We start from the raw sequence: 19,296 nt of genomic DNA, 5'->3' as shown, positions 1-19,296 counted from the left end.
TTTTATCGCCAGCCGCGTTCAGCGGTCTCGGCGCTCGTTGGTGTTGATCAGCCCTTTTCAGTTCTCTGCTCGGTCTTCTTCCCAGTCCTCTGCATGAAGTCGAAGTCGCAGCCCTCATCGGCCTGCATGATGGTCTCGTTGAACAGCCAGGCATAGCCTCGCCGCGCTTCATCGGGCACGGCAGTCGGCTTCAAGGCGACACGCCGCCGCTCCAGCTCGGCCGCATCGACCAAAAGCTCGATCCTGCGCTTGGCCACATCGAGGCTGATCCGGTCGCCGTTCTGCACCAGCGCCAGCGGCCCGCCGACGGCGGCTTCCGGGGTGATGTGCAGCACGATGGTGCCGAACGCGGTGCCGCTCATGCGCGCATCCGAAATGCGCACCATGTCCTTGGTGCCGCCGCGCGCGAGCTTCTTCGGAATCGGCAGATAGCCCGCCTCGGGCATGCCAGGCGCGCCCTTGGGGCCAGCATTGCGCAGCACCAGCACATCGTCGGGGGTGACGTCGAGATCGGGATCGTCGACCCGCAAGGTCATGTCCTCGACGGATTCGAACACCACCGCGCGTCCCGTGTGCTGCAACAGTTTAGGGCTCGCAGCCGATTGCTTGATGACAGCGCCACGCGGCGCGAGGTTGCCGTGCAGGACGGCAAGGCCGCCCTCCTTCTTGATCGGATTGTCGCGCGAGCGGATCGCGTCCTGGCCGGGCACGTCTTCTGCATTTGCGACGACGTCGCGCAGCGTCTGGCCGCTGATGGTCTTCGCATCGAGATCGACGAGATCGCCGAGCTGTGCCAGCAATTTCGGCACGCCGCCGGCGTGGTGGAAATGCTCCATGTAATGTTCGCCCGACGGCTTGAGATCGACCAGAACAGGCACTTCACGGCCGATCTGGTCGAAGACTTCGAGATCGAGCCGGTGCGGCGAGCGATGCGCCATCGCGGTCAGATGGATCAGGCCGTTGGTCGAGCCGCCGATCGCCTGCAGCACGACCTGCGCATTCCTGAACGACGCCGGCGTCAGCACCTCACTCGGCTTCGGCCCCTTCGCCTTGGCCATCTCCGCCGCGACCTTGCCGCTGGCTTCCGCCAGACGGAAACGTTCCGCATGCGGCGCCGGAATGGTCGCACTCATCGGCAGCGACAGGCCCATGGCTTCGATCATGCAGGCCATGGTGGACGCCGTGCCCATCACCATGCAGGTGCCGACCGACGGCGCGAGACGGCCGTTGACCGCCTCGATCTCGGCATCGTCCATTTCACCGGCGCGATATTTGGCCCAGAGACGGCGGCAATCGGTGCAGGCGCCGAGCACCTCCCCCTTGTGATGGCCGACCACCATGGGCCCGACGGGAATGACCACCGTCGGCAAATCGGCGCTGATCGCGGCCATCACCTGCGCCGGCAGCGTCTTGTCGCAGCCGCCGATCACGATCACCGCATCCATCGGCTGGGCCCGGATCATCTCCTCGGTGTCCATCGCCATCAGATTGCGCAGATACATCGAAGTCGGATGCGCAAAGCTCTCGGCGATGGAAATGGTGGGGAATACGAATGGCATCGCACCGGAGAGCATCACGCCGCGCTTGGCGGCCTCGATGATCTGGGGGACGTTGCCGTGGCAGGGATTGTAGTCGCTATAGGTGTTGGTGATGCCGACGATCGGCCGCTCCAGCGCGTCGTCGGAATAGCCCATCGCCTTGATGAACGCCTTGCGCAGGAACAGCGAGAAGCCGGCATCGCCATAGCTCGTCAGACCCTTGCGCAAGCCACCCGTCATCATGCCACTCCTTCTCGCTTGCCATTGTGCTACAGCCTGCCCCCTGATTGTCAATAAGACAGGCGTCTATCCTGCTTCTTTCTGGACTGTCGCACCGCTAAACAGTCGGATTATTGACAATCTGTCCCTTCCCTGCTCCACATCGCGGACCGGCAGACGCCGGAGGCCGAGGGCATGTCCGACATTCGCAGCGCAGACGCCATGCCTGTCAGGCGCGACGATCCTGATGACGTCGTCGCGCGGCTGGAGGACGACATCATCTTCGGCCGCATGCCGCCGGGCGCGCGCCTGACCGAAGACGCGTTGATGTCGCGCTACGGCACCTCGCGCCACTTCGTGCGCCAGGCGCTGGTGGATGCGGAGCGGCGCGGCATCGTCCGCCGCGGAAAGAATGTGGGCGCCACCGTGCGGTTCTATTCCGCCGAAGAGGTCCGGCAGATCTACGAAGTCAGGGAGATGCTGACGCGGCAGGCCGCGCTCATGATTCCCCTGCCCGCGCCGCAAAGCCTGATCGACGAACTGACCTCCTTGCAGCGCGAGTATTGCGCCAAGGCTGACGTGAGGGACTTGCGCGGCATCCACGAAGCCAACGACGCCTTCCACCTCGCGCTGTTTTCCGCCTGCGGCAATCCTTATCTGGTGCGCTCGCTGCAGGACTACATGAACCTGACGCTGCCGATGCGCGCCAAAAACCTCGCCGATCGCGACGGGCTCGCGCAGTCGCGCCGCCAGCACGAGTTGATGATCGAGCTGTTGAAAGGCCGCGATAGCTGGGCATTGGCGCAGCTGAGCGTGGACCACATGCAGTTCAGCAAGAAGGATTACCTGGCGCGGATTGCGGGCGACGAGAGCTAGCGCGGCCCTCCCTTCGCCTATCCTCGTTTGCAGGGGACAGGAAGCGCGCACCTGCGGCGCGAGCGCGACCTGACGATCGGGCTTGTCGGCAAACCTCCTGCGGTAGCCGTCCTCACGGAACGCCGCTGCTCCGGGCGCGTTGGAAGGCGAAACCTTAGCCCTCGGTCTTGCTTCGGACGCGGCAGGTGGCCGTTTCGCCGACCATGTCACGTCCTGGGGAGTCCGACCGAGCAGCTTGAACAATGAGGGTCTGCGGAGCGATGCGGGCCGGTTTGTTCATCGCACTGGTTGCAGCGGCCTGGCTCGGCGGACAGGTCCAGGATTCCCTCGCGCAAAATCGGCCCTCCGCTGCTCGGAGCGAATCCACGAAGGTGTCTCCGAGAAAGGAAGCCCTCCTCAGGAAGGAAACGAGACGATCTGCGGACCCATTCACGGTGGGATTCGTAACCGGCTCTCCGCAATGCACCGAATTCGCGATGGCCCAGGACATTGCAACCACGCTCGCCGCCGGCCAAGAGACAGGCCCTCATGGCGAGGTCGCCCTGCGGGTTCTGCCCATCGTGGGAAACGGCGGTATTCGCAACGTCCTTGATGTGCTCACGCTCCCTGGTGCAGACGTGGCGATCGCGCCCGTCGCCCTCGTTGACCGGCTCCGGGAGGCAAGGACCTTCGGAGATATCTCCGAAAGGCTGACCTACATTGCCCCGCTCCATATCGAAGAGTTCCATCTTCTCGCGCGGCCGGAGATTGGAAGCCTGACAGAGCTGGCGGGCAAGAGGGTCAATCTCGGGGAGGACGGCAGTGCCAGCGCCATTCTCGGCCGCGACGTGTTCAACCGTCTGGGCGTCAAGATCAGCGAGTCGAACCTGGGGCCGGAGGCCGCGCTGGATGGTCTGAGGAAGGGAGATCTCGCCGCCGCTCTGTTGGTCTCGGGAAAGCCCGTGAGCTTGCTGACGCAGGTCTCGCAGCTCGATGGTATTCGCCTCCTGCCCATCCCCTACTCCAAAGAGCTGCTGCAACAAGAATACCTGCCATCGACGCTTCGCCATCAGGATTACCCGAATATCGTCGCGGCCGAAGCCAGCGTCGACACGATCGCGGTTAAATCCGCTCTCTTCGCCTACAACTGGCCGATCGGCAGCGAGCGATATCGGTTGCTGGATTTGTTCGTCCAGACATTCTTCACGCGCTTTCCCGAATTTCTCGGCGGAGCGCATCATCCCAAATGGCGCGAGGTGAACCTGGCCGCGCAGCTCCCCGGATGGCAACGATTTCGAGCGGCGGAGCGCTGGCTCCGGCAACAATCGGGAGGCGAGGCCGCGCTTCGCAAGGCGTTCGGCCGGTTCCTCGAGGAAAAGCCAACTGCCAATCCGCCCGACCGCGAAGAATTGTTCCGGGACTTCCTGCGCTGGAGAGAACGCAATCCGGCCAAGTGAGCAAACTTCTTGAGCAAACTTGGGCAGACAAAGCTCGGGAGATGTCGATGCGCAAATCGATCGTGAGCGCGACCCTTATCGCATTACTCGCCTTGATCGCCGACGTGAGGCGTCCCGCCGCCCAGTTTGCTCCCTTCTGGCCATCGGCGCCGCAGCAGCTCCCACCGGCCACCGCGGCACCGGCCGACAATGTCGAGCAGACCAGGACAGCTCCTCATCGAGGCCGCAAGGCGCACAGAAAGCATGAAGTCGTTCGTCCGCCGCCAAATCAGCGGGCGGTCGCGGAGAAAAACGGATACAAGCGGGTCAGCGATCTCGTGAACTTCCCGAAGTTCTTTCCGGGTCTGGGCATCATCTTCGTCAAGCCCGACACTTTGCCGCTGGGTCCGTTCCTGTGCTTCGACCGGAGGGATCGACCGGTCGCGACCGTGTACATGGTTCCGATCAAGGACATCGACGATCACAAGTCGTTGGAGGCGGCGGGGTCCGCGTGGCCCGTCGACCACGTCAGCTTCTACTTCAACCCGGGTCACCCCGGTGTGGATGTGCCACATTATCATGTGGTGCTCTGGCATGTGACCAAGAAGCAGGAAGCGCGCGTTGCGCAATGACGACTGGTCAAGAACGAAGCGCGATGGCTTCCCTTCGCTTCACCGATCCTGCGAGGCGCATCAGTACCGCCTCAGCAGACCACGATCGACACTGGCACTGCCATAATCGGCGCAGGCCCTTTCCGGATTCCTGATCAAGTCCGTGCGGACGCGGCTGAATGTTTTTCCGGCCGCGTCGGAAACCTCGGGGCGAAACTTGCCGGGATCATAGCTCTCGCCATTGCGGGCTGTGATGGCCGCCGAATAGGCGTCGATCATCGCCATCGCCGCATTGGGGGTGCCGAGCAGCCGCGCGCCGAGTTGAACACCGCCCGCGCCATCGGCCTCGTAGCCGACGCATCGCTGCTCGAGCACGGCGGATGCGGTGACGAGCTGGTCGAGGAACGTCGCCTCTGCGTCGCTGAGTGTTGCGGCCTGCGACGATCCTGATACGAGCGCCGCGAGCGTTATGACGACTGACAATTTGATTTTCATTGGCGTGATTCTCAATTCCGAGCCGCTCGAATCGAGAGCCAGACGACGTCGAGCGTGAGTTGATCTGGATCAATGACGGCGAACCACAGGCTCGCTGGCGAGCAGTCGCGCCTCCAACTTTCACCAATCCTCTCAACGCGAGCGGTCGGGCGATTTGTCGCAGTCGCCCGCCGCTTAACCGCTCGTTAGAACCCGCCACCGTAAATCGTTTCGGTCACAAATAACAACCATGCCGGGTTCCATTACCCGGAACATTGACATGAATGTACCCGGTTTCCTGATCGCAGCCGCCTTCGGCGGAGCATTTTTCGCCGTCGAATACGGGTTGTACTACCAGCCCGACTTCATCAACGCAGACGTTCTGATCAGCAGGTTCTCCACGGAACATAAGCGGGCCCGAGCGGCGGTCCGACATGCGCTGATCAATCCGGACTCGGCTCAATTCGGCACATTGCGTTCAGTCGACGCCGACGCGGCGCGGTATGTCTGCGGCACCGTCAGCGCGAAGAACAAGTCCGGACACTCGGTCAGCGCCGCTTTCGTCTACACCGTGGCCGCCGATTTTGCGCGCATCGATGACGACGGACGGATCACGCAGTATCAATCGGGATACAGGCCCTGCCCCGCCGGAGAGGACAAGGCCAAGCAGCGACCGGCCGTATCGCCCGGCCTGACGTCGGTCGCAACGGCCGTCCAGAAAGTCGCCCCTGAAGCGCTGACCTCGGTTGCGCCCGCGCTGACGACGTCCGCGCCTTCGACGGGCGGATCGTCGTCCGGGGGGACGATGGAACAGCAGGTTCGCGAATTGGCCGGCCGGACGGTTCCGCCCGATGCGGCCAACAGGCAGCAACCAAATCCGCGTGCCACGCGTGAGGTTGCCAACACGCATGAGATTCCCAACGAGAGTGAATGGCAGGCCGAGCAGCCTCCCACCGCGTGGCCCAAATTCCGTGCGGATCACCCGCTTGCAAAGCCAACCCGGAAACGAACTCCGTCCGAAGCGCTGAAGCTCGCGAGAGACGTGGAGGACCGCTGGAAGCAGGCGGAGGCGTCGACCGACGTCTCGATGCGTCCTTCGGCGGAAGACGTCAACGAGGCCTGCCGCGCGCTGCTCATGATCGATCCAAAGGACGGCGACTATCCCGAGGCGTGGGCAGCTTTCACGCGATTGCAGAAGATGAGTCGCGATGTCGCCGCCGGTTGATGTCGATAGCGCTCGCGGGCATTCCGGGTGAGCGGGAGTCCCCGCGAGCCCCACGCCTGCTGGCGAGCAGGCGCTCCCTCAACACGTCGAACGCTACCGCTTGTTCCAATCGATGATCCGGCCCACATCGCCGTCGAACTCGTTGCTGCAGAACGCGCCGCCCTGGAAATGGTCGCCGACCAGATCGGGCTCCAGCTTGGCCTGCTCGGCCATGGCGTGCGCCACGTGATCCTCGGAGCGGCCGATGGGGCGATAGCCGAATTCGTAGGCGCGGTGGTTGTCCCACCAGGCGCGCTCGTTCAGCGACACGCCATAGAATATCTCGAAATGAATGTCGGGATGTTCGAGGCCGATCCGGCAGAGCTGCACCAGATCTTCCGGCATCAGCCACATCGAGATGCGGCGGTGGTCGAGCGGCCGCTCGTCGCAATTGCCGATGCGGATGCAGGTGACCTTCAGCCCGTGCTTGTCGGCATAGAGCGAGCCGACGGCTTCGCCGAACACCTTGCTGACGCCGTAGCGGCCGTCGGGGCGCACGGTGACGTCGGTGTCGATCCTGCGGTGACGCGGATAGAAGCCGACCGTGTGGTTGGACGAGGCGAATACCACGCGCTTGACGCCCTTGCGATACGCGGCCTCGAACAGATTGTAGCCGCCGATGATGTTGGCCTGGAGAATGTCCTTCCATGGGCCTTCGACCGAATAGCCGCCGAAATGGAGGATGCCGTCGATGCCTTCGCAGATCGCTTCGCACTGCGCGAGGTCTGCCAGGTCCGCCGCCTTGAACTGCTCGTTCGGCCCGAGATCCTTGGGCGGACGGATGTCGCTAAGCAGGAGGTCCGGATAGATCGGCGGCAGCAATTTGCGCAGGCGCGTTCCGATCCCGCCCGAAGCTCCCGTCATCAAGATGCGCGACATGTTTTTCCTCGTCTTTGGCGACCGATTTGCGGTCACGTGTCCCTAATGATAGCAGGATTGTCCAGAGGGAACGAAACGAGAGAACCGACATGAATGGGACATCGTCCCACACCCAGGAGCGGCCAGTCTGGCAGCCGGCGACCTATTACCCTGATCCCGCCATAAAAGCGCTCGACCCCCGCTTCGAAAAATACTGGTTGAAGCTTTCGGCGGTGGAGCGGCTGGCGAGCGGCCTGCGCTGGGCCGAGGGCCCGGTCTGGTTCGGCGACGGACGATATCTGCTCTGCAGCGACATTCCGAACCAGCGCATCATCAAATGGGAAGAAGAGACCGGCGCGGTCTCGAACTTTCGAAAGCCTTCCAATTTCGCCAATGGCAACACCAGGGATCGCCAGGGCCGGCTGGTCACTTGCGAGCACGGCGGCCGTCGCGTCACCCGCACCGAATATGACGGCGAGATCACCGTGCTGATGGATCAATTCAACGGCAAGCGTCTGAACTCGCCGAACGATGTCGTTGTTAAATCGGACGGCTCGATCTGGTTCACCGATCCCACCTTCGGCCTGCTCGGCAATTACGAGGGCTACAAGGCGGAGAGCGAGATCGAGCCGAACGTCTACCGGCTCGATCCCGTGACCCGCAAGGCGAGCATCGTCGCGGAGGGCGTGCTCGGACCGAACGGGCTGTGCTTCTCGCCCGACGAGACGATTCTTTACGTCGTCGAATCGCGCGGCGTGCCGAACCGAAAAATCCTCGCTTATGACGTCGCGGCTGATGGGACCACGATCTCCAACAAGCGCGTTCACATCGATGCAGGGCCGGGCACGCCGGACGGCATGCGCTGCGACGTCGACGGCAATCTCTGGTGCGGCTGGGGCATGGGCGATCCCGAGCTCGACGGCGTCGTCGTGTTCGCGCCCGATGGCGTCATGATCGGCCGCATCGCGCTGCCCGAGCGCTGCGCCAATCTCTGCTTCGGCGGCGTTAAGCGCAACCGCCTATTCATGGCGGCGAGCCAGTCGATCTACGCGTTGTATGTGAATACGCAGGGCGCCGTGGGGGGATAGGCGCGCCGCAGGCGATGCTCTGGAGGGTGGGTTAGCCGAAGGCGTAACCCATCAACGCCTGCATCGCCGGCGAGAGAAGCGGTCGATTACGCCTTCGGCTGATCCACCCTACGAACTACGAAGGACTGCAATAAAAAACGCCGGAGCAGTCTCCCGCTCCGGCGTCGCGTCGTTCAGCCGCGAAAACTTACGCCGCGTTGAAGCCGGCGACGGCCTTTACTTCGAGGAAGTCCTCGAGGCCGTACTTGCCCCACTCGCGGCCGTTGCCCGACTGCTTGTAGCCGCCGAACGGCGCGGTGCGATCGTTCGGCACGCCCTGGAGGTTGACGTTGCCGGCGCGGATCTGGCGGCCGACGCGCTTGGCGTCCTCGACCGAAGCACCGGAGACATAGCCGGCGAGACCATACGGCGTGTCGTTGGCGATGTGCACGGCCTCGGCTTCGTCCTTGGCACCGAGGATGGTCAGCACCGGTCCGAAGATCTCTTCGCGCGCAATCGTCATCTCGGAGGTGACGTCGGCGAAGATGGTCGGGCGGACATAGAAGCCCTTGTTGACGCCTTCGGGCAGGCCCGGGCCGCCGGCGACGAGCGTTGCGCCCTCGTCGATGCCCTTCTTGATCAGCGCCTGGATCTTGTCCCACTGGCCGCGGTTGACGACAGGGCCGATGGTGGTGCCTTCGGCGCGCGGATCGCCCGCCTTGGTCTTGTCGGCGACAGCCTTCGCGATCGCGGCGACTTCCTTCATCTTCGACAGCGGCACGATCATGCGCGAGGGCGCGTTGCAGGACTGACCGGAGTTGTTGAACATGTGCATCACGCCGCCGGTCACCGCCTTCGTGAGGTCGGCGCCTTCGAGGATGATGTTCGGCGACTTGCCGCCGAGCTCCTGGCTGACACGCTTCACGGTGGGCGCCGCGCGCTTCGCAACATCGATGCCCGCGCGGGTCGAGCCGGTGAAGGAAATCATGTCGATGTCGGGGTGCTCGCTCATGGCGGCGCCGACCTCGGGGCCGAGGCCGTTGACGAGGTTGAACACGCCCTTCGGCACGCCGGCTTCATGGAGGATTTCCGCAAAAATCAAAGCCGAGGTCGGCGTGAACTCGCTGGGCTTCAGGATCATGGTGCAGCCGGCGGCGAGCGCGGGCGCGACCTTGCAGGCGATCTGGTTCAGCGGCCAGTTCCATGGCGTGATCATGCCGACGACGCCGATCGGCTCGCGCAGCACCATGGCGGTACCGATGGGTTCCTCGAAATGATAGTTCTTGAGCACGTCGAGCGTGGTCATGAGATGGCCCAAACCAGCGCCGGCCTGGAGCTTCTCCGCCATCGGCAGCGGCGCGCCCATCTCGTCGGAGACGGCGGCGCCGATCTCCTTGAGGCGGCCCTTGTAGACTTCGATGATCTTTGAGAGCAGCGCGACGCGCTCCTCACGGCTGGTCTGGGAGAAGGTCGCAAAGGCGCGCTTGGCCGCAGCAACCGCCTTGTCCACGTCGGCCTTGGAGCCGAGCGCAACGTCGTACATTGCCTCTTCGGTCGCCGGATTGACGACCGGAGTCGACTTCTTGACGGCGGGATCGACCCAGGCGCCGTCGATATAGAATTGCATGCGATTGACCATCGTTAACCTCTTTTTGGGGGCTTGGGGCGTTTCGGCAGGCATCCTTGCACGAAAGCGCCAGCAATTGAACCCGCCATATGCAGGGCCAGCGTTGCGGCGGAGGAAGGCTATGTCAGCCGATGGCGGGAACGCGGCAAGGTGACCCTGCCGTCATTCCCGGGGCGCGCATTATCGCTCCGGTTACCTCGACTACACCGCCATCTTGCGATGGAGCACCGGTGCGCCGGTGGTGAGGCTTTCGGCCGCATCGATGATCGCATTCGCGTCGATGCCGTAGTGGCGGTAGAGGTCGGCGATGGTGCCGGTCTGGCCGAACTGCTCGACGCCGAGCGCCTCGACGCGGTTGCCCCGGACGCTGCCGAGCCAGCCGAGCGCGGAAGGATGGCCGTCGATCACGGTCACGATGCCGCAGTCGCGCGGTAGCGGCGCCAGGAGCTTTTCGATGTGGCTGAGATGCTGCACGCCGCGGCGGTCGCGCCGCAATTTCCGCGCGGCAGTCCAGCCCGAGTGAAGGCGATCCGCAGAGGTGATCGCCAGCAGGCCGACGTCGCGCCTGTCCTCGCCGATGAACCCGGTCGCCTCGATCGCTTCGGGCGCCACTGCGCCGGTATAGGCGATCACGACTTCGGCATTTGGGCCGGGCTTGCGCAACCAATAGGCGCCGTCGGTGATGCCTTGTTGCAGTTCCGGCGTCATGATCCGCTGCGCCTGCTCGATCGAGCGCGTCGACAGGCGGAGATAGACCGAGCCGCCCTCGCCCGGATCACGCTGCATGTGCTCGAAACCCCAACCCATGATCACCGCGAGCTCGTCGACGAAAGCCGGCTCGAACGAGGCGAGCCCGTCCTGCGCCATGCCGATCAGCGGTGTCGCGATCGACTGGTGGGCGCCGCCCTCGGGCGCCAGCGTGATGCCTGACGGCGTCGCCGCCACCATGAAGCGCGCATCCTGGTAGCAGGCGTAGTTGAGCGCATCGAGCCCGCGTTCGATGAAGGGATCATAGAGCGTGCCGACCGGCAGCAGCCGCGCGCCATTGATCTGGTGCGACAGGCCGAGCGCCGAGAGCATGATGAACAGGTTCATCTCGGCGATGCCGAGCTCGAGGTGCTGGCCCTTCGGCGAGAACTCCCAATTGAAGGTAGACGGAATTTTCTCGCTGCGGAATAAATCCGCCTTCTCGCCGCGCGCGAACAGGCCGCGCCTGTTCACCCAGGGACCGAGATTGGTCGAGACCGTGACGTCGGGCGAGGTCGTGACGATGCGTTGCGCCAGCTCGCTGTCGCCGCGCGCGATCTCGTTCAGCACCAAGCCGAAGCCCTGTTGCGTCGACATCTGCGGCGACGGCTTGAACGCGAGCTGCTGTGGGACGTCGACAACGGGCGCGGTGAGCCTGCGGCCGTCCCTATTGAACGGTACGCGCGCGAGGAAGGCGTCGAGCTCAGCGGCGTCGTGCGTCAGGCCTTCATACTTGTCCCATTCGTGGCCGGGGCGGATGTTCTGGCTGTCGCGATATTTCTCCATTTGCGCGACCGTCATCAGGCCGGCGTGGTTGTCCTTGTGCCCCTGGAACGGCAGGCCGACGCCCTTGATGGTGTAGGCGATGAAGCAGACCGGGCGATCGTGGTCGATGGACTCGAACGCCTCGACCATGCTCGCCATGTCATGGCCGCCGAGATTCGACATCAGCGCCAGCAGTTCCTCGTCGCTGCGCTTGTCGATCAGCGCGGTGATCGGGCCCTGGTCGCCGATCTCGTCGTGCAGATGCTTGCGGAAAGCGGCGCCGCCCTGGAAGCACAGCGCGGCGTAGAGCGCGTTCGGGCAATTGTCGATCCAGCCCTTCAGCGCCTCGCCCCCGGGTTCGGCAAACGCCTCGCGCATCAGCCGGCCGTATTTCACGATGACGACGTCCCAGCCGAAATTTCGGAACATGGTCTCGAACTTTTCCCAGAGACCTTCGCGCACGACCGCGTCCAGCGACTGCCTGTTGTAGTCGACCACCCACCAGGTGTTGCGCAGGCCGTGCTTCCACCCCTCCGCAAGCGCCTCGAAGATGTTGCCCTCGTCCATCTCGGCGTCGCCGACGAGCGCGATCATCCGCCCCTCGCCGCGATCCCTCATCCAGCCATGGGCCTTGACGTAGTCCTGCACCAGCGAAGCAAACAGCGTCTGCGCGACGCCGAGACCGACCGAGCCAGTGGAGAAATCGACGTCGTCGACGTCCTTGGTGCGCGACGGATAGGACTGCGCGCCCTTGAAGCCGCGGAAATTCTCCAGCTTCTCGCGGCTCTGCCGGCCGAACAGATATTGAATGGCGTGGAACACCGGGCTCGCATGCGGCTTCACCGCGACGCGATCTTCCGGGCGCAGCACATGGAAATACAGGGCCGACATGATCGTCGCGAGCGAGGCTGAGGAGGCCTGATGGCCGCCGACCTTCAGCCCGTCCGTGTTGGGCCTGATGTGGTTGGCGTGGTGGATGGTCCAGGACGACAGCCACAGCGCCTTGCGGGCCAGCGCGGTCAAGGTATCGAGACGGGCGGAATCAACGGGCATGGCAAATGCTCCCGGAAAACAGGTCCGGCGATGATACCCCTGTGGGCGGCACCAGTTTTTTCAATTTTTCGCGCCGTACGCCCCGATATTGGGATACCTTACCAAGAACTTCGCCAAACTATGGGTTTTGTTCTAATGACCGAGCTCGACGCCATCGACCGCAAGATCCTCGCTTTGCTGCAGACCGACAGCCGGCTGACCATGCAGGAACTCGCAGACAAGGTCGGGCTCTCGGTCTCGCCCTGCCATCGCCGGGTCAAGCTGCTGGAGGAGCACGGCGTGATCTCGCGGTACATCGCGACGGTGGATCAGAAGGCGCTGGGTCTGCATGTCAGCGTCTTCATCTCGATCAAGCTGGCGCGGCAGAAGGAGGAGGATCTCAATCGCTTCGCGCGCGCCATCTCGAAATGGGACGAGGTGCTGGAGTGCTATCTGATGACCGGCAACCGCGACTATCTCCTGCGCGTCGTCGCGGCCGACCTCGCCTCCTACGAGACCTTCCTGAAGACAAAACTGACCCGGCTCGACGGCATCGCCTCGATCGAATCGAGCTTTGCGCTCAGCCAGGTCAAATATTCGATCGCGCTTCCGGTATGAGGCGACGCTCCTTCCTCGTCATTGCGAGCGCAGCGAAGCAATCCAGACTGTCGGTGGAACAATTCCGGATTGCTTCGACGCACCAGCGCAAAATTGCTACGCAATTTTGTCGCGGGCTCCTCGCAATGGCGGTGCACTATCGCCACGGCTGCACGATGATCTTGGTGTGCGCCTCGGGATTGGCGAGATCGGCGAAGGCCTTTGCGACGCCGTCGATGCCCACTTCCGCAGTCACCATGGCGGCAGCGTCGACCTGCCCTTCCGCGATCAGGCGCAGCGATGCCGCAAACTCCTCCGGCGTGTAGCCGAGCACGTACTGGACGTTGAGCTCCTTCATGATGCCGAGCATGGGCTCGTTTCTGTCGTTCTCCATGCAGACGCCGACCACGACGATTTTGGCATCGCGGGGCGCGCCCTCGAACACTTGTTGCAGCAGGCCGGGTATGCCGACACATTCGAAGATCAGCGCAGGCTTCAGCGCCGGCAGCATGGCCTGGAACGGCGGCCGCGCCGCTTTCTCCGCCTCCGACATCTGCGCGTGCTCGGCCCAGGTCGCATAGGGCTGCGATAGCAGGGGATCGACGACGATGTCGGCACCGAGCTTTGCGGCAAGCGCACGCCGCGTCGGCGAATAATCGGCGGCGACGATCGGGTGCAGACCCTTGATCTTCAGCGCCGCAATCACCGCGAGCCCGACCGGGCCGCAGCCGATGACCAGCGGCACCTCACCGCCTTGGATATTTGCCTTCGCCACCGCGTGAACGCCGACCGCGAGCGGTTCGGTCAATGCAGCATGTTCCGGCGCGAGGCCGTTGGGCACTTCCAGCAGCAACGGCTCGCTGAGCAGCATCGCTTCCGCATAGCCGCCAACAAAGTCGTTGGAATAGCCGATGCCTTTGATGCCATCCGGCGTCAGCAGCGCCGGGAGCGAGCACACATGCGTGCCCGGCTTGAGTTTTCGCGCTGTACCCGGGCCGTAGTCGACGATCTCGCAGCAGAACTCGTGGCCGAACACGACGTCGCGCGACAGATCCATCGGCGTACGTCCGGTCTTCCTGGCCATCTCCACCATCCGCGGCGCATGCCGGCGCGCGTGCAGGTCGGAGCCGCAAATGCCGCAAGCGAGCGTCTTGACCAGCACCTGGCCGGGGCCGGGCTTCGGCTCGGCCATTTGGCCAACCACAATCTCACCGTTCCTGAAAATCGCAGCCCGCATCCGGCTCCTCCCGTTACGTTGGTACCGTTGATACCACGTGTCGGGACGCGCAATCTTGCGTCAGGGATTTGGAGAACGCGCGGCCTGCACCAGCAGCTGGGCACGGCGGATGCGCTCGCGATGGGCGATGTAGAGACCGCTGGCGACGATGAAGGCGGCGCCCGTGACGGTCCAGACATCAGGCACTTCACCGAACAGGAAGAAGCCCAGAATGCTGACCCAGAGCAATTGCGTATAGGAGAACGGCGCCAGCACCGAGGCATCGCCGTAGCGATAGGCCAGCACGATGATCCACTGGCCGACCGTGGAGGCAACACCGATCACGATGCCCAGGCCAATGCCGGTCCAGGTCGGCGTCACCCAGACGAACGGCACCATCACGCTGAGGATCGCAACGCCCGTGAGCGCCGAGTATGCCATCGTAGTGAGAACCGCTTCGCGCCCGCTCATCATGCGCGTCATGATCAACGCGGCAGCCCAGCAGAAGGCAGAGACGATCGGAAAGAAGGCGGCGACGTGGAACGCGCTCGAGCCCGGCCGCAGGATGATCATAACGCCCACGAGGCCGATCGCTGTTGCGATCCAACGCCGCATGCCGACCTTCTCGCTGAGGAAGATGATCGACAGCGCGGTGACGAACAGCGGCGAGACGAAGCCGGTGGCAGACGCTTCCGCGATGGGAAGGAAACGCAGACCAGTGATGAAGAACAGCGAGGAGCCGAGCAATGCGACGCCGCGCATCAATTGCAGCCCTGGGCGTTCGGTGCGCATCGCATGCAGCGGCGAGCCCGGCACCATCACCGGCGCGAACATCAGCGCGAAAGTCAGGAAGCGGATCCAGGTGATCTCGATCGACGGCAGGCTCGACGAAAGATATTTGGCTGTGACGTCGGAGCAACCGAGGAACACGGTCGACAGCAGCACCAGCGCGATACCTTTGAAGGGATGATCGACGCGCGCAGGCGCACGGCGAGCCTTCTGCTTCTTCTCCTGCACGGCAGGCATGGCAATACTGTCGAGCCTTGCGGCTGCGGCGGGCGGCGGTGTCACGGCTAAACCTGGGAACTTCGATTCGGGAACGACTGTAAAAAACGACAAATAGGCCGCCTTCACAACTTCCGAAAACAGGATGCCGATATGCGCTCACGTCCGCGCGCGTCAATACTCCATTAATAATGCAGGATTGTGCACTACAGCATGGGCAGGCTGCGCGGCTTCGGACCGCGCGGAAACGCCGCCTCCAGCGCCGAAATCTCTTCTTTCGTCAGCACGAGATCGCCGGCGGCCGCATTTTCGCCGGCATGTTCCGCCGACGACGCCTTCGGGATCGCAAACACCGTACTGCTACGGGTGAGGAAACTCAGCGCGACCTGACGCGGGGTAGCGCGACGCGCCTCCGCAATGTGCGCCAGCACGGCACCGCCCTTGCTGCGCTCATCGGGAAAATCATCATGCCCGAACGGTGAATAGGCGACGACAGCGACACCGTTCCGCTCGCACCACGGGATCACCGCATGCTCGATCGCGCGCTCCCTCAGATGATAGAGCACCTGATTGCAGGCGATCTTGCCTTCGCCCGAAACCTCCAAGATTTCGTCGAGGTCTTCGGCGTCGAAATTGGAGACACCCCAGGATTTGATCTTGCCTGATGTCACCAGTTCCTCGAATGCGGCGACGGTATCTTCAAAATCATACGAACCGCGCCAGTGCAGCAGATAGCAGTCGAGCCGATCGGTGTTCAGCCGCTTCAGCGAGCGCTCGCAGGCCGTGATGGTGCCGCGGCGCGAGGCGTTGCTCGGCAGCACCTTCGAAACCAGGAACACCTCGTCGCGGCGGCCGGCAATCGCATCGGCAATGACAAGCTCAGCATCGCCATACATCTCGGCAGTGTCGATATGGGTCATGCCGAGATCGAGCCCGCGCCGAAGCGCCGCGATCGCGCGCTTGCGGTCACCGTGATCGAGATACCAGGTCCCCTGCCCGATGACGGAGACGTTGGCGCCGGTTTTGCCGAACGGGTGCGTGTTCATGTTTGTCTCCGATCCCAGCTGCCCACGTCCTCCTGGCATAAGCCAGGATCCACAACACAGGAAAATGTTGTTGCAGTAGATAGTGGCCACACTGCGCTTCGACAACGCGGATCGAGGTCATGGGTCCCAACTTACGCCAGGACGACGATCGGCAGATACCGCATTCGACTGCCTCGGCACCGTCATTGCGAGCGCAGCGAAGCGATCCGGAATCTTTCCGAGGTGGGCCGGGCCTACCCTGCCGCGCCAGCGAGCTTGGCCTCTTTCACCGGCATTGCCTCCGTGGCCGCGATCAGGCGCTTCAATTCGGGAATGCAGGAGCCGCAATTGGTGCCGGCCTTGAGCTTGGCTCCGATCTCGGCGGCGGTGCGCGCGCCTGATGCGATGGTATCGCAGATGGTGCCGCGGCCGACGCCGAAGCAGGCGCAGACGATCGGGCCGGTCGCCGCGGCGCCCTCGCCGGACTTGCCTGACAGCAGCATGCGGCGCTGATCATCGGTGACGCGATCGGCCGCGAACAGGCTCTTGACCACCTCCCAGTCGCCGGCATCGTGCGCCGGGCCGACGAACAGGCAGGTCTCGATGCGATCTCCCGCGAATGACGCCGCACGATAAACGCCGCCACCGAAATCGCGATAGTCGGCCACGTCCTCGCCAGCGAGGCCGTCGAGCCAGGCCGGCCAGCGCGACAGGTCGGCGTTGTCCGCGAAGAGATAGCCGAACCCGCCCGCGACGGTTGCGCGGGTCCACAGCAGGTTCGGCGGCAGTTCGAGCTGCTTCCGCGAGAGCGCAAAGCCGCGGAACACGAATTCATACGGCGCGATCGCCGCAGGTGTCGCCTTCGATTCCGGCTGACCGGAAAATGGATCCGTGAACGATGCGACCAGCGCACCGACGCGGCCGTGCGAGGCGTTCATCGCGCTCCAGTGGATCGGCACGAACAACGCGCCGCGCTGCTGCCCCTCACTGACGACGGCTTTCAAGATGCACTGGCCGCAATCGGTGGTGATGCGGGCATAGCCGTCATGGGCAATGCCGTATTTTGCGGCATCGTTAGGATGAATCTCGACGAACGGCTCGGGCAGGTGCGCGCCAAGCCGCTGGCTCAGCCCCGTGCGCGTCATGGTGTGCCACTGGTCGCGGATGCGCCCGGTGTTGAGCCTGAGGGGACGCGACGGCCCGGTCTCGCTGCGCAGCGCCGGCACTTCAGGCGCGACGAAGCGGCCCTTGCCGTCGTTCGTGAAAAAGCCCCCGGTCGCAAAGAAGCGTTCGCCCGGAGCCTCGCCCTCGCGCGCGGGCCACTGCACCGGCGTCAGGGCATCGAAGGCTTCATCGGACAGCGACGTCAGCGCGCCAATGTCGAAATCGCGGCTGCCATTGTTCTCGAACGCCGAGAGCGCGGCGTGCTCGCGGAAAATCTCGGCGGCGGATTTGTAATCGAAACTGTCGCCGAAGCCGAGCCGCTTGGCGGTCTCACTGAGGATCCACCAATCGGGGCGCGCCTCACCCGGTGCAGGCAGGAACGAGCGCTGGCGCGAGATGCGGCGTTCGGAATTGGTCACCGTGCCCGACTTCTCGCCCCAGGCGAGCGCCGGCAGCAGCACATGCGGGCCGGCTTCGACCGTGTCGTTGGAGAGCACGTTCTCGGAGACGACGAACAGCTCGAGCTTCTTCAGCGCCTCGCGCACGAAGTCCGCGTCGGGCAGTGACACCGCCGGGTTCGTGCCCATCACCCATAGTGCCTTGACCTCGCCGCGGTTGATCGCCTCGAACAGCTGCACCGCCTTCAACCCCTCATGGGTGGCAATGCGGGGCGCCTTCCAGAACCGCCTGACGCGGTCGATATCCGGCGGCGTGAAGCCCATATGCGCGGCCAGCATATTGGCGAGGCCGCCGACCTCGCGCCCACCCATCGCATTGGGCTGACCCGTGAGCGAGAACGGCGAAGCGCCCGGCTTGCCGATGCGTCCCGTCGCGAGATGGCAGTTCAGGATCGCGTTGACCTTGTCGGTGCCCTGCGCCGACTGGTTGACGCCCTGCGAGTAGAGCGTGACGACGCGCTCGGTGTCGCGGAACATCCTGAAGAAGGTCGCGACGTCCTGCTCGGAGAGGCCTGTCGCCAGCGCAGTCGCCGCAACGCTGCCCGCGATGTTGCGCGCGCATGCGAGTGCGTCGTCGAAGCCCGACGTGTTCTGCGCGATATAACGCTGATCCAGCGCGCCGCTGTCGGCGAGGTGGACGAACAGGCCCGAGAACAGCGCGGCATCGGTTCCGGGCTTGAGCCCGAGGAACAGATCGACGTCGCTCGCAGTATCGGTGCGCCGCGGATCGACCACGATCATCCGCGCGCCGCGCTCCTGTCGGTTCTTCAACATGCGCTGGAACAACACGGGATGGCACCAGGCCGCATTCGAGCCGACCAAGACCAGCAGATCGGCCTGGTCGAGATCCTCATAGCAGCCCGGCACGGTGTCTGCCCCGAAGGCTCGGCGGTGGCCGGCGACCGAGGACGACATGCAGAGCCGCGAATTGGTGTCGACATTCGCGGTGCCGACAAAGCCCTTCATCAGCTTGTTGGCGACGTAATAATCCTCCGTGAGGAGCTGGCCGGAGAGATAGAACGCGACCGCATCGGCGCCGTCGCGCGCGACGATGTGCTGCATGCGATGGGCGACGTGATCGAGCGCATCGCTCCAGGCAACGCGTTCCAGCACACCCTTGCAACGGATCATCGGATAGAGCAGCCGGCTCTCGAGTCCGACGGTCTCGCCGAGCGCGGAGCCCTTCGAGCACAGCCGGCCGAAATTGGCGGGATGGTCAGGATCGCCGGCGATCGCCGCACCGCCGGCGCCGTCGGGCGTTGCGAGCACGCCGCAGCCGACGCCGCAATAGGGACACGTCGTCTTGGCGGTGCGGAGCGCCGGATCGATCGCCGTCAT

At 64.0% G+C, this 19,296-nt stretch carries 15 protein-coding genes; 6 read left to right on the top strand and 9 right to left on the bottom strand.

Annotated features, from left to right (window positions below):
- Positions 1–47 precede the first annotated feature (47 nt).
- Positions 48–1,778 carry an IlvD/Edd family dehydratase gene (locus ACVIIW_RS20700; protein WP_456702409.1) on the bottom strand — a complete coding sequence of 577 codons (1,731 nt, stop codon included), beginning with the start codon at positions 1,776–1,778 and terminating at the stop codon, positions 48–50.
- Between the two features lie 174 nt (positions 1,779–1,952).
- On the opposite strand from ACVIIW_RS20700, the gene ACVIIW_RS20695 reads away from it, so the two are divergent.
- From ACVIIW_RS20695 to ACVIIW_RS20685, 3 genes are all read left to right on the top strand, one after another.
- The gene (locus ACVIIW_RS20695; protein ID WP_456702408.1) at positions 1,953–2,633 is read left to right on the top strand and encodes a GntR family transcriptional regulator; all 681 of its coding nucleotides are present in this window, start codon (positions 1,953–1,955) and stop codon (positions 2,631–2,633) included.
- Positions 2,634–3,109: 476 nt separating this feature from the next.
- Entirely contained in the window at positions 3,110–4,069 is a 960-nt protein-coding gene (locus tag ACVIIW_RS20690; RefSeq protein ID WP_456702407.1) for a TAXI family TRAP transporter solute-binding subunit, read from the top strand.
- 47 nt (positions 4,070–4,116) lie between these two features.
- Positions 4,117–4,680 carry a hypothetical protein gene (locus tag ACVIIW_RS20685; protein ID WP_456702406.1) on the top strand — a complete coding sequence of 188 codons (564 nt, stop codon included), beginning with the start codon at positions 4,117–4,119 and terminating at the stop codon, positions 4,678–4,680.
- Between the two features lie 60 nt (positions 4,681–4,740).
- Here the strand turns inward: ACVIIW_RS20685 and ACVIIW_RS20680 are convergent, their stop codons facing one another.
- A complete protein-coding gene (locus ACVIIW_RS20680) occupies positions 4,741–5,154 on the bottom strand; it encodes a hypothetical protein (RefSeq protein ID WP_456702405.1) in 414 nt (137 codons plus the stop codon).
- Positions 5,155–5,413: 259 nt separating this feature from the next.
- Here ACVIIW_RS20680 and ACVIIW_RS20675 point away from each other — a divergent pair, with 259 nt between their 5' ends.
- On the top strand, positions 5,414–6,358 hold the full coding sequence (locus ACVIIW_RS20675) for a hypothetical protein (RefSeq protein WP_456702404.1): 945 nt from the start codon (positions 5,414–5,416) through the stop codon (positions 6,356–6,358).
- A gap of 93 nt (positions 6,359–6,451) precedes the next feature.
- Here ACVIIW_RS20675 and ACVIIW_RS20670 read toward each other — a convergent pair whose 3' ends face one another.
- Positions 6,452–7,276 carry an NAD-dependent epimerase/dehydratase family protein gene (locus ACVIIW_RS20670; RefSeq protein WP_456702403.1) on the bottom strand — a complete coding sequence of 275 codons (825 nt, stop codon included), beginning with the start codon at positions 7,274–7,276 and terminating at the stop codon, positions 6,452–6,454.
- Between the two features lie 89 nt (positions 7,277–7,365).
- On the opposite strand from ACVIIW_RS20670, the gene ACVIIW_RS20665 reads away from it, so the two are divergent.
- Positions 7,366–8,343, top strand: a complete 978-nt coding sequence (locus tag ACVIIW_RS20665; RefSeq protein WP_456702402.1) for an SMP-30/gluconolactonase/LRE family protein — start codon at positions 7,366–7,368, stop codon at positions 8,341–8,343.
- Between the two features lie 187 nt (positions 8,344–8,530).
- Here the strand turns inward: ACVIIW_RS20665 and ACVIIW_RS20660 are convergent, their stop codons facing one another.
- A complete protein-coding gene (locus ACVIIW_RS20660) occupies positions 8,531–9,961 on the bottom strand; it encodes an aldehyde dehydrogenase family protein (RefSeq protein ID WP_456702401.1) in 1,431 nt (476 codons plus the stop codon).
- A gap of 189 nt (positions 9,962–10,150) precedes the next feature.
- The gene (locus tag ACVIIW_RS20655; RefSeq protein ID WP_456702400.1) at positions 10,151–12,514 is read right to left on the bottom strand and encodes a transketolase; all 2,364 of its coding nucleotides are present in this window, start codon (positions 12,512–12,514) and stop codon (positions 10,151–10,153) included.
- 135 nt (positions 12,515–12,649) lie between these two features.
- Between ACVIIW_RS20655 and ACVIIW_RS20650 the strand changes: the two genes are divergently transcribed.
- The gene (locus ACVIIW_RS20650) at positions 12,650–13,111 is read left to right on the top strand and encodes an Lrp/AsnC family transcriptional regulator (RefSeq protein ID WP_456702399.1); all 462 of its coding nucleotides are present in this window, start codon (positions 12,650–12,652) and stop codon (positions 13,109–13,111) included.
- 136 nt (positions 13,112–13,247) lie between these two features.
- Here ACVIIW_RS20650 and ACVIIW_RS20645 read toward each other — a convergent pair whose 3' ends face one another.
- The 4 genes from ACVIIW_RS20645 to ACVIIW_RS20630 all read right to left on the bottom strand — a co-directional run bounded on the left by ACVIIW_RS20645 (position 13,248) and on the right by ACVIIW_RS20630 (position 19,296).
- Complete coding sequence (locus ACVIIW_RS20645) at positions 13,248–14,282, bottom strand: zinc-binding dehydrogenase (protein ID WP_456702398.1); 1,035 nt, start codon at positions 14,280–14,282, stop codon at positions 13,248–13,250.
- 105 nt (positions 14,283–14,387) lie between these two features.
- The gene (locus tag ACVIIW_RS20640) at positions 14,388–15,332 is read right to left on the bottom strand and encodes a DMT family transporter (protein WP_456705213.1); all 945 of its coding nucleotides are present in this window, start codon (positions 15,330–15,332) and stop codon (positions 14,388–14,390) included.
- Positions 15,333–15,517: 185 nt separating this feature from the next.
- Positions 15,518–16,357, bottom strand: coding sequence for an aldo/keto reductase (locus ACVIIW_RS20635; protein WP_456702397.1), 840 nt, complete (start codon positions 16,355–16,357; stop codon positions 15,518–15,520).
- A gap of 233 nt (positions 16,358–16,590) precedes the next feature.
- Entirely contained in the window at positions 16,591–19,296 is a 2,706-nt protein-coding gene (locus ACVIIW_RS20630; RefSeq protein WP_456702396.1) for a nitrate reductase, read from the bottom strand.

The sequence above is a fragment of the Bradyrhizobium sp. USDA 4449 genome (genome assembly GCF_054056275.1).
The sequence above is the reverse complement of the archived record's forward strand: the minus strand, read 5'-3'. Positions and strand labels throughout refer to the sequence as shown.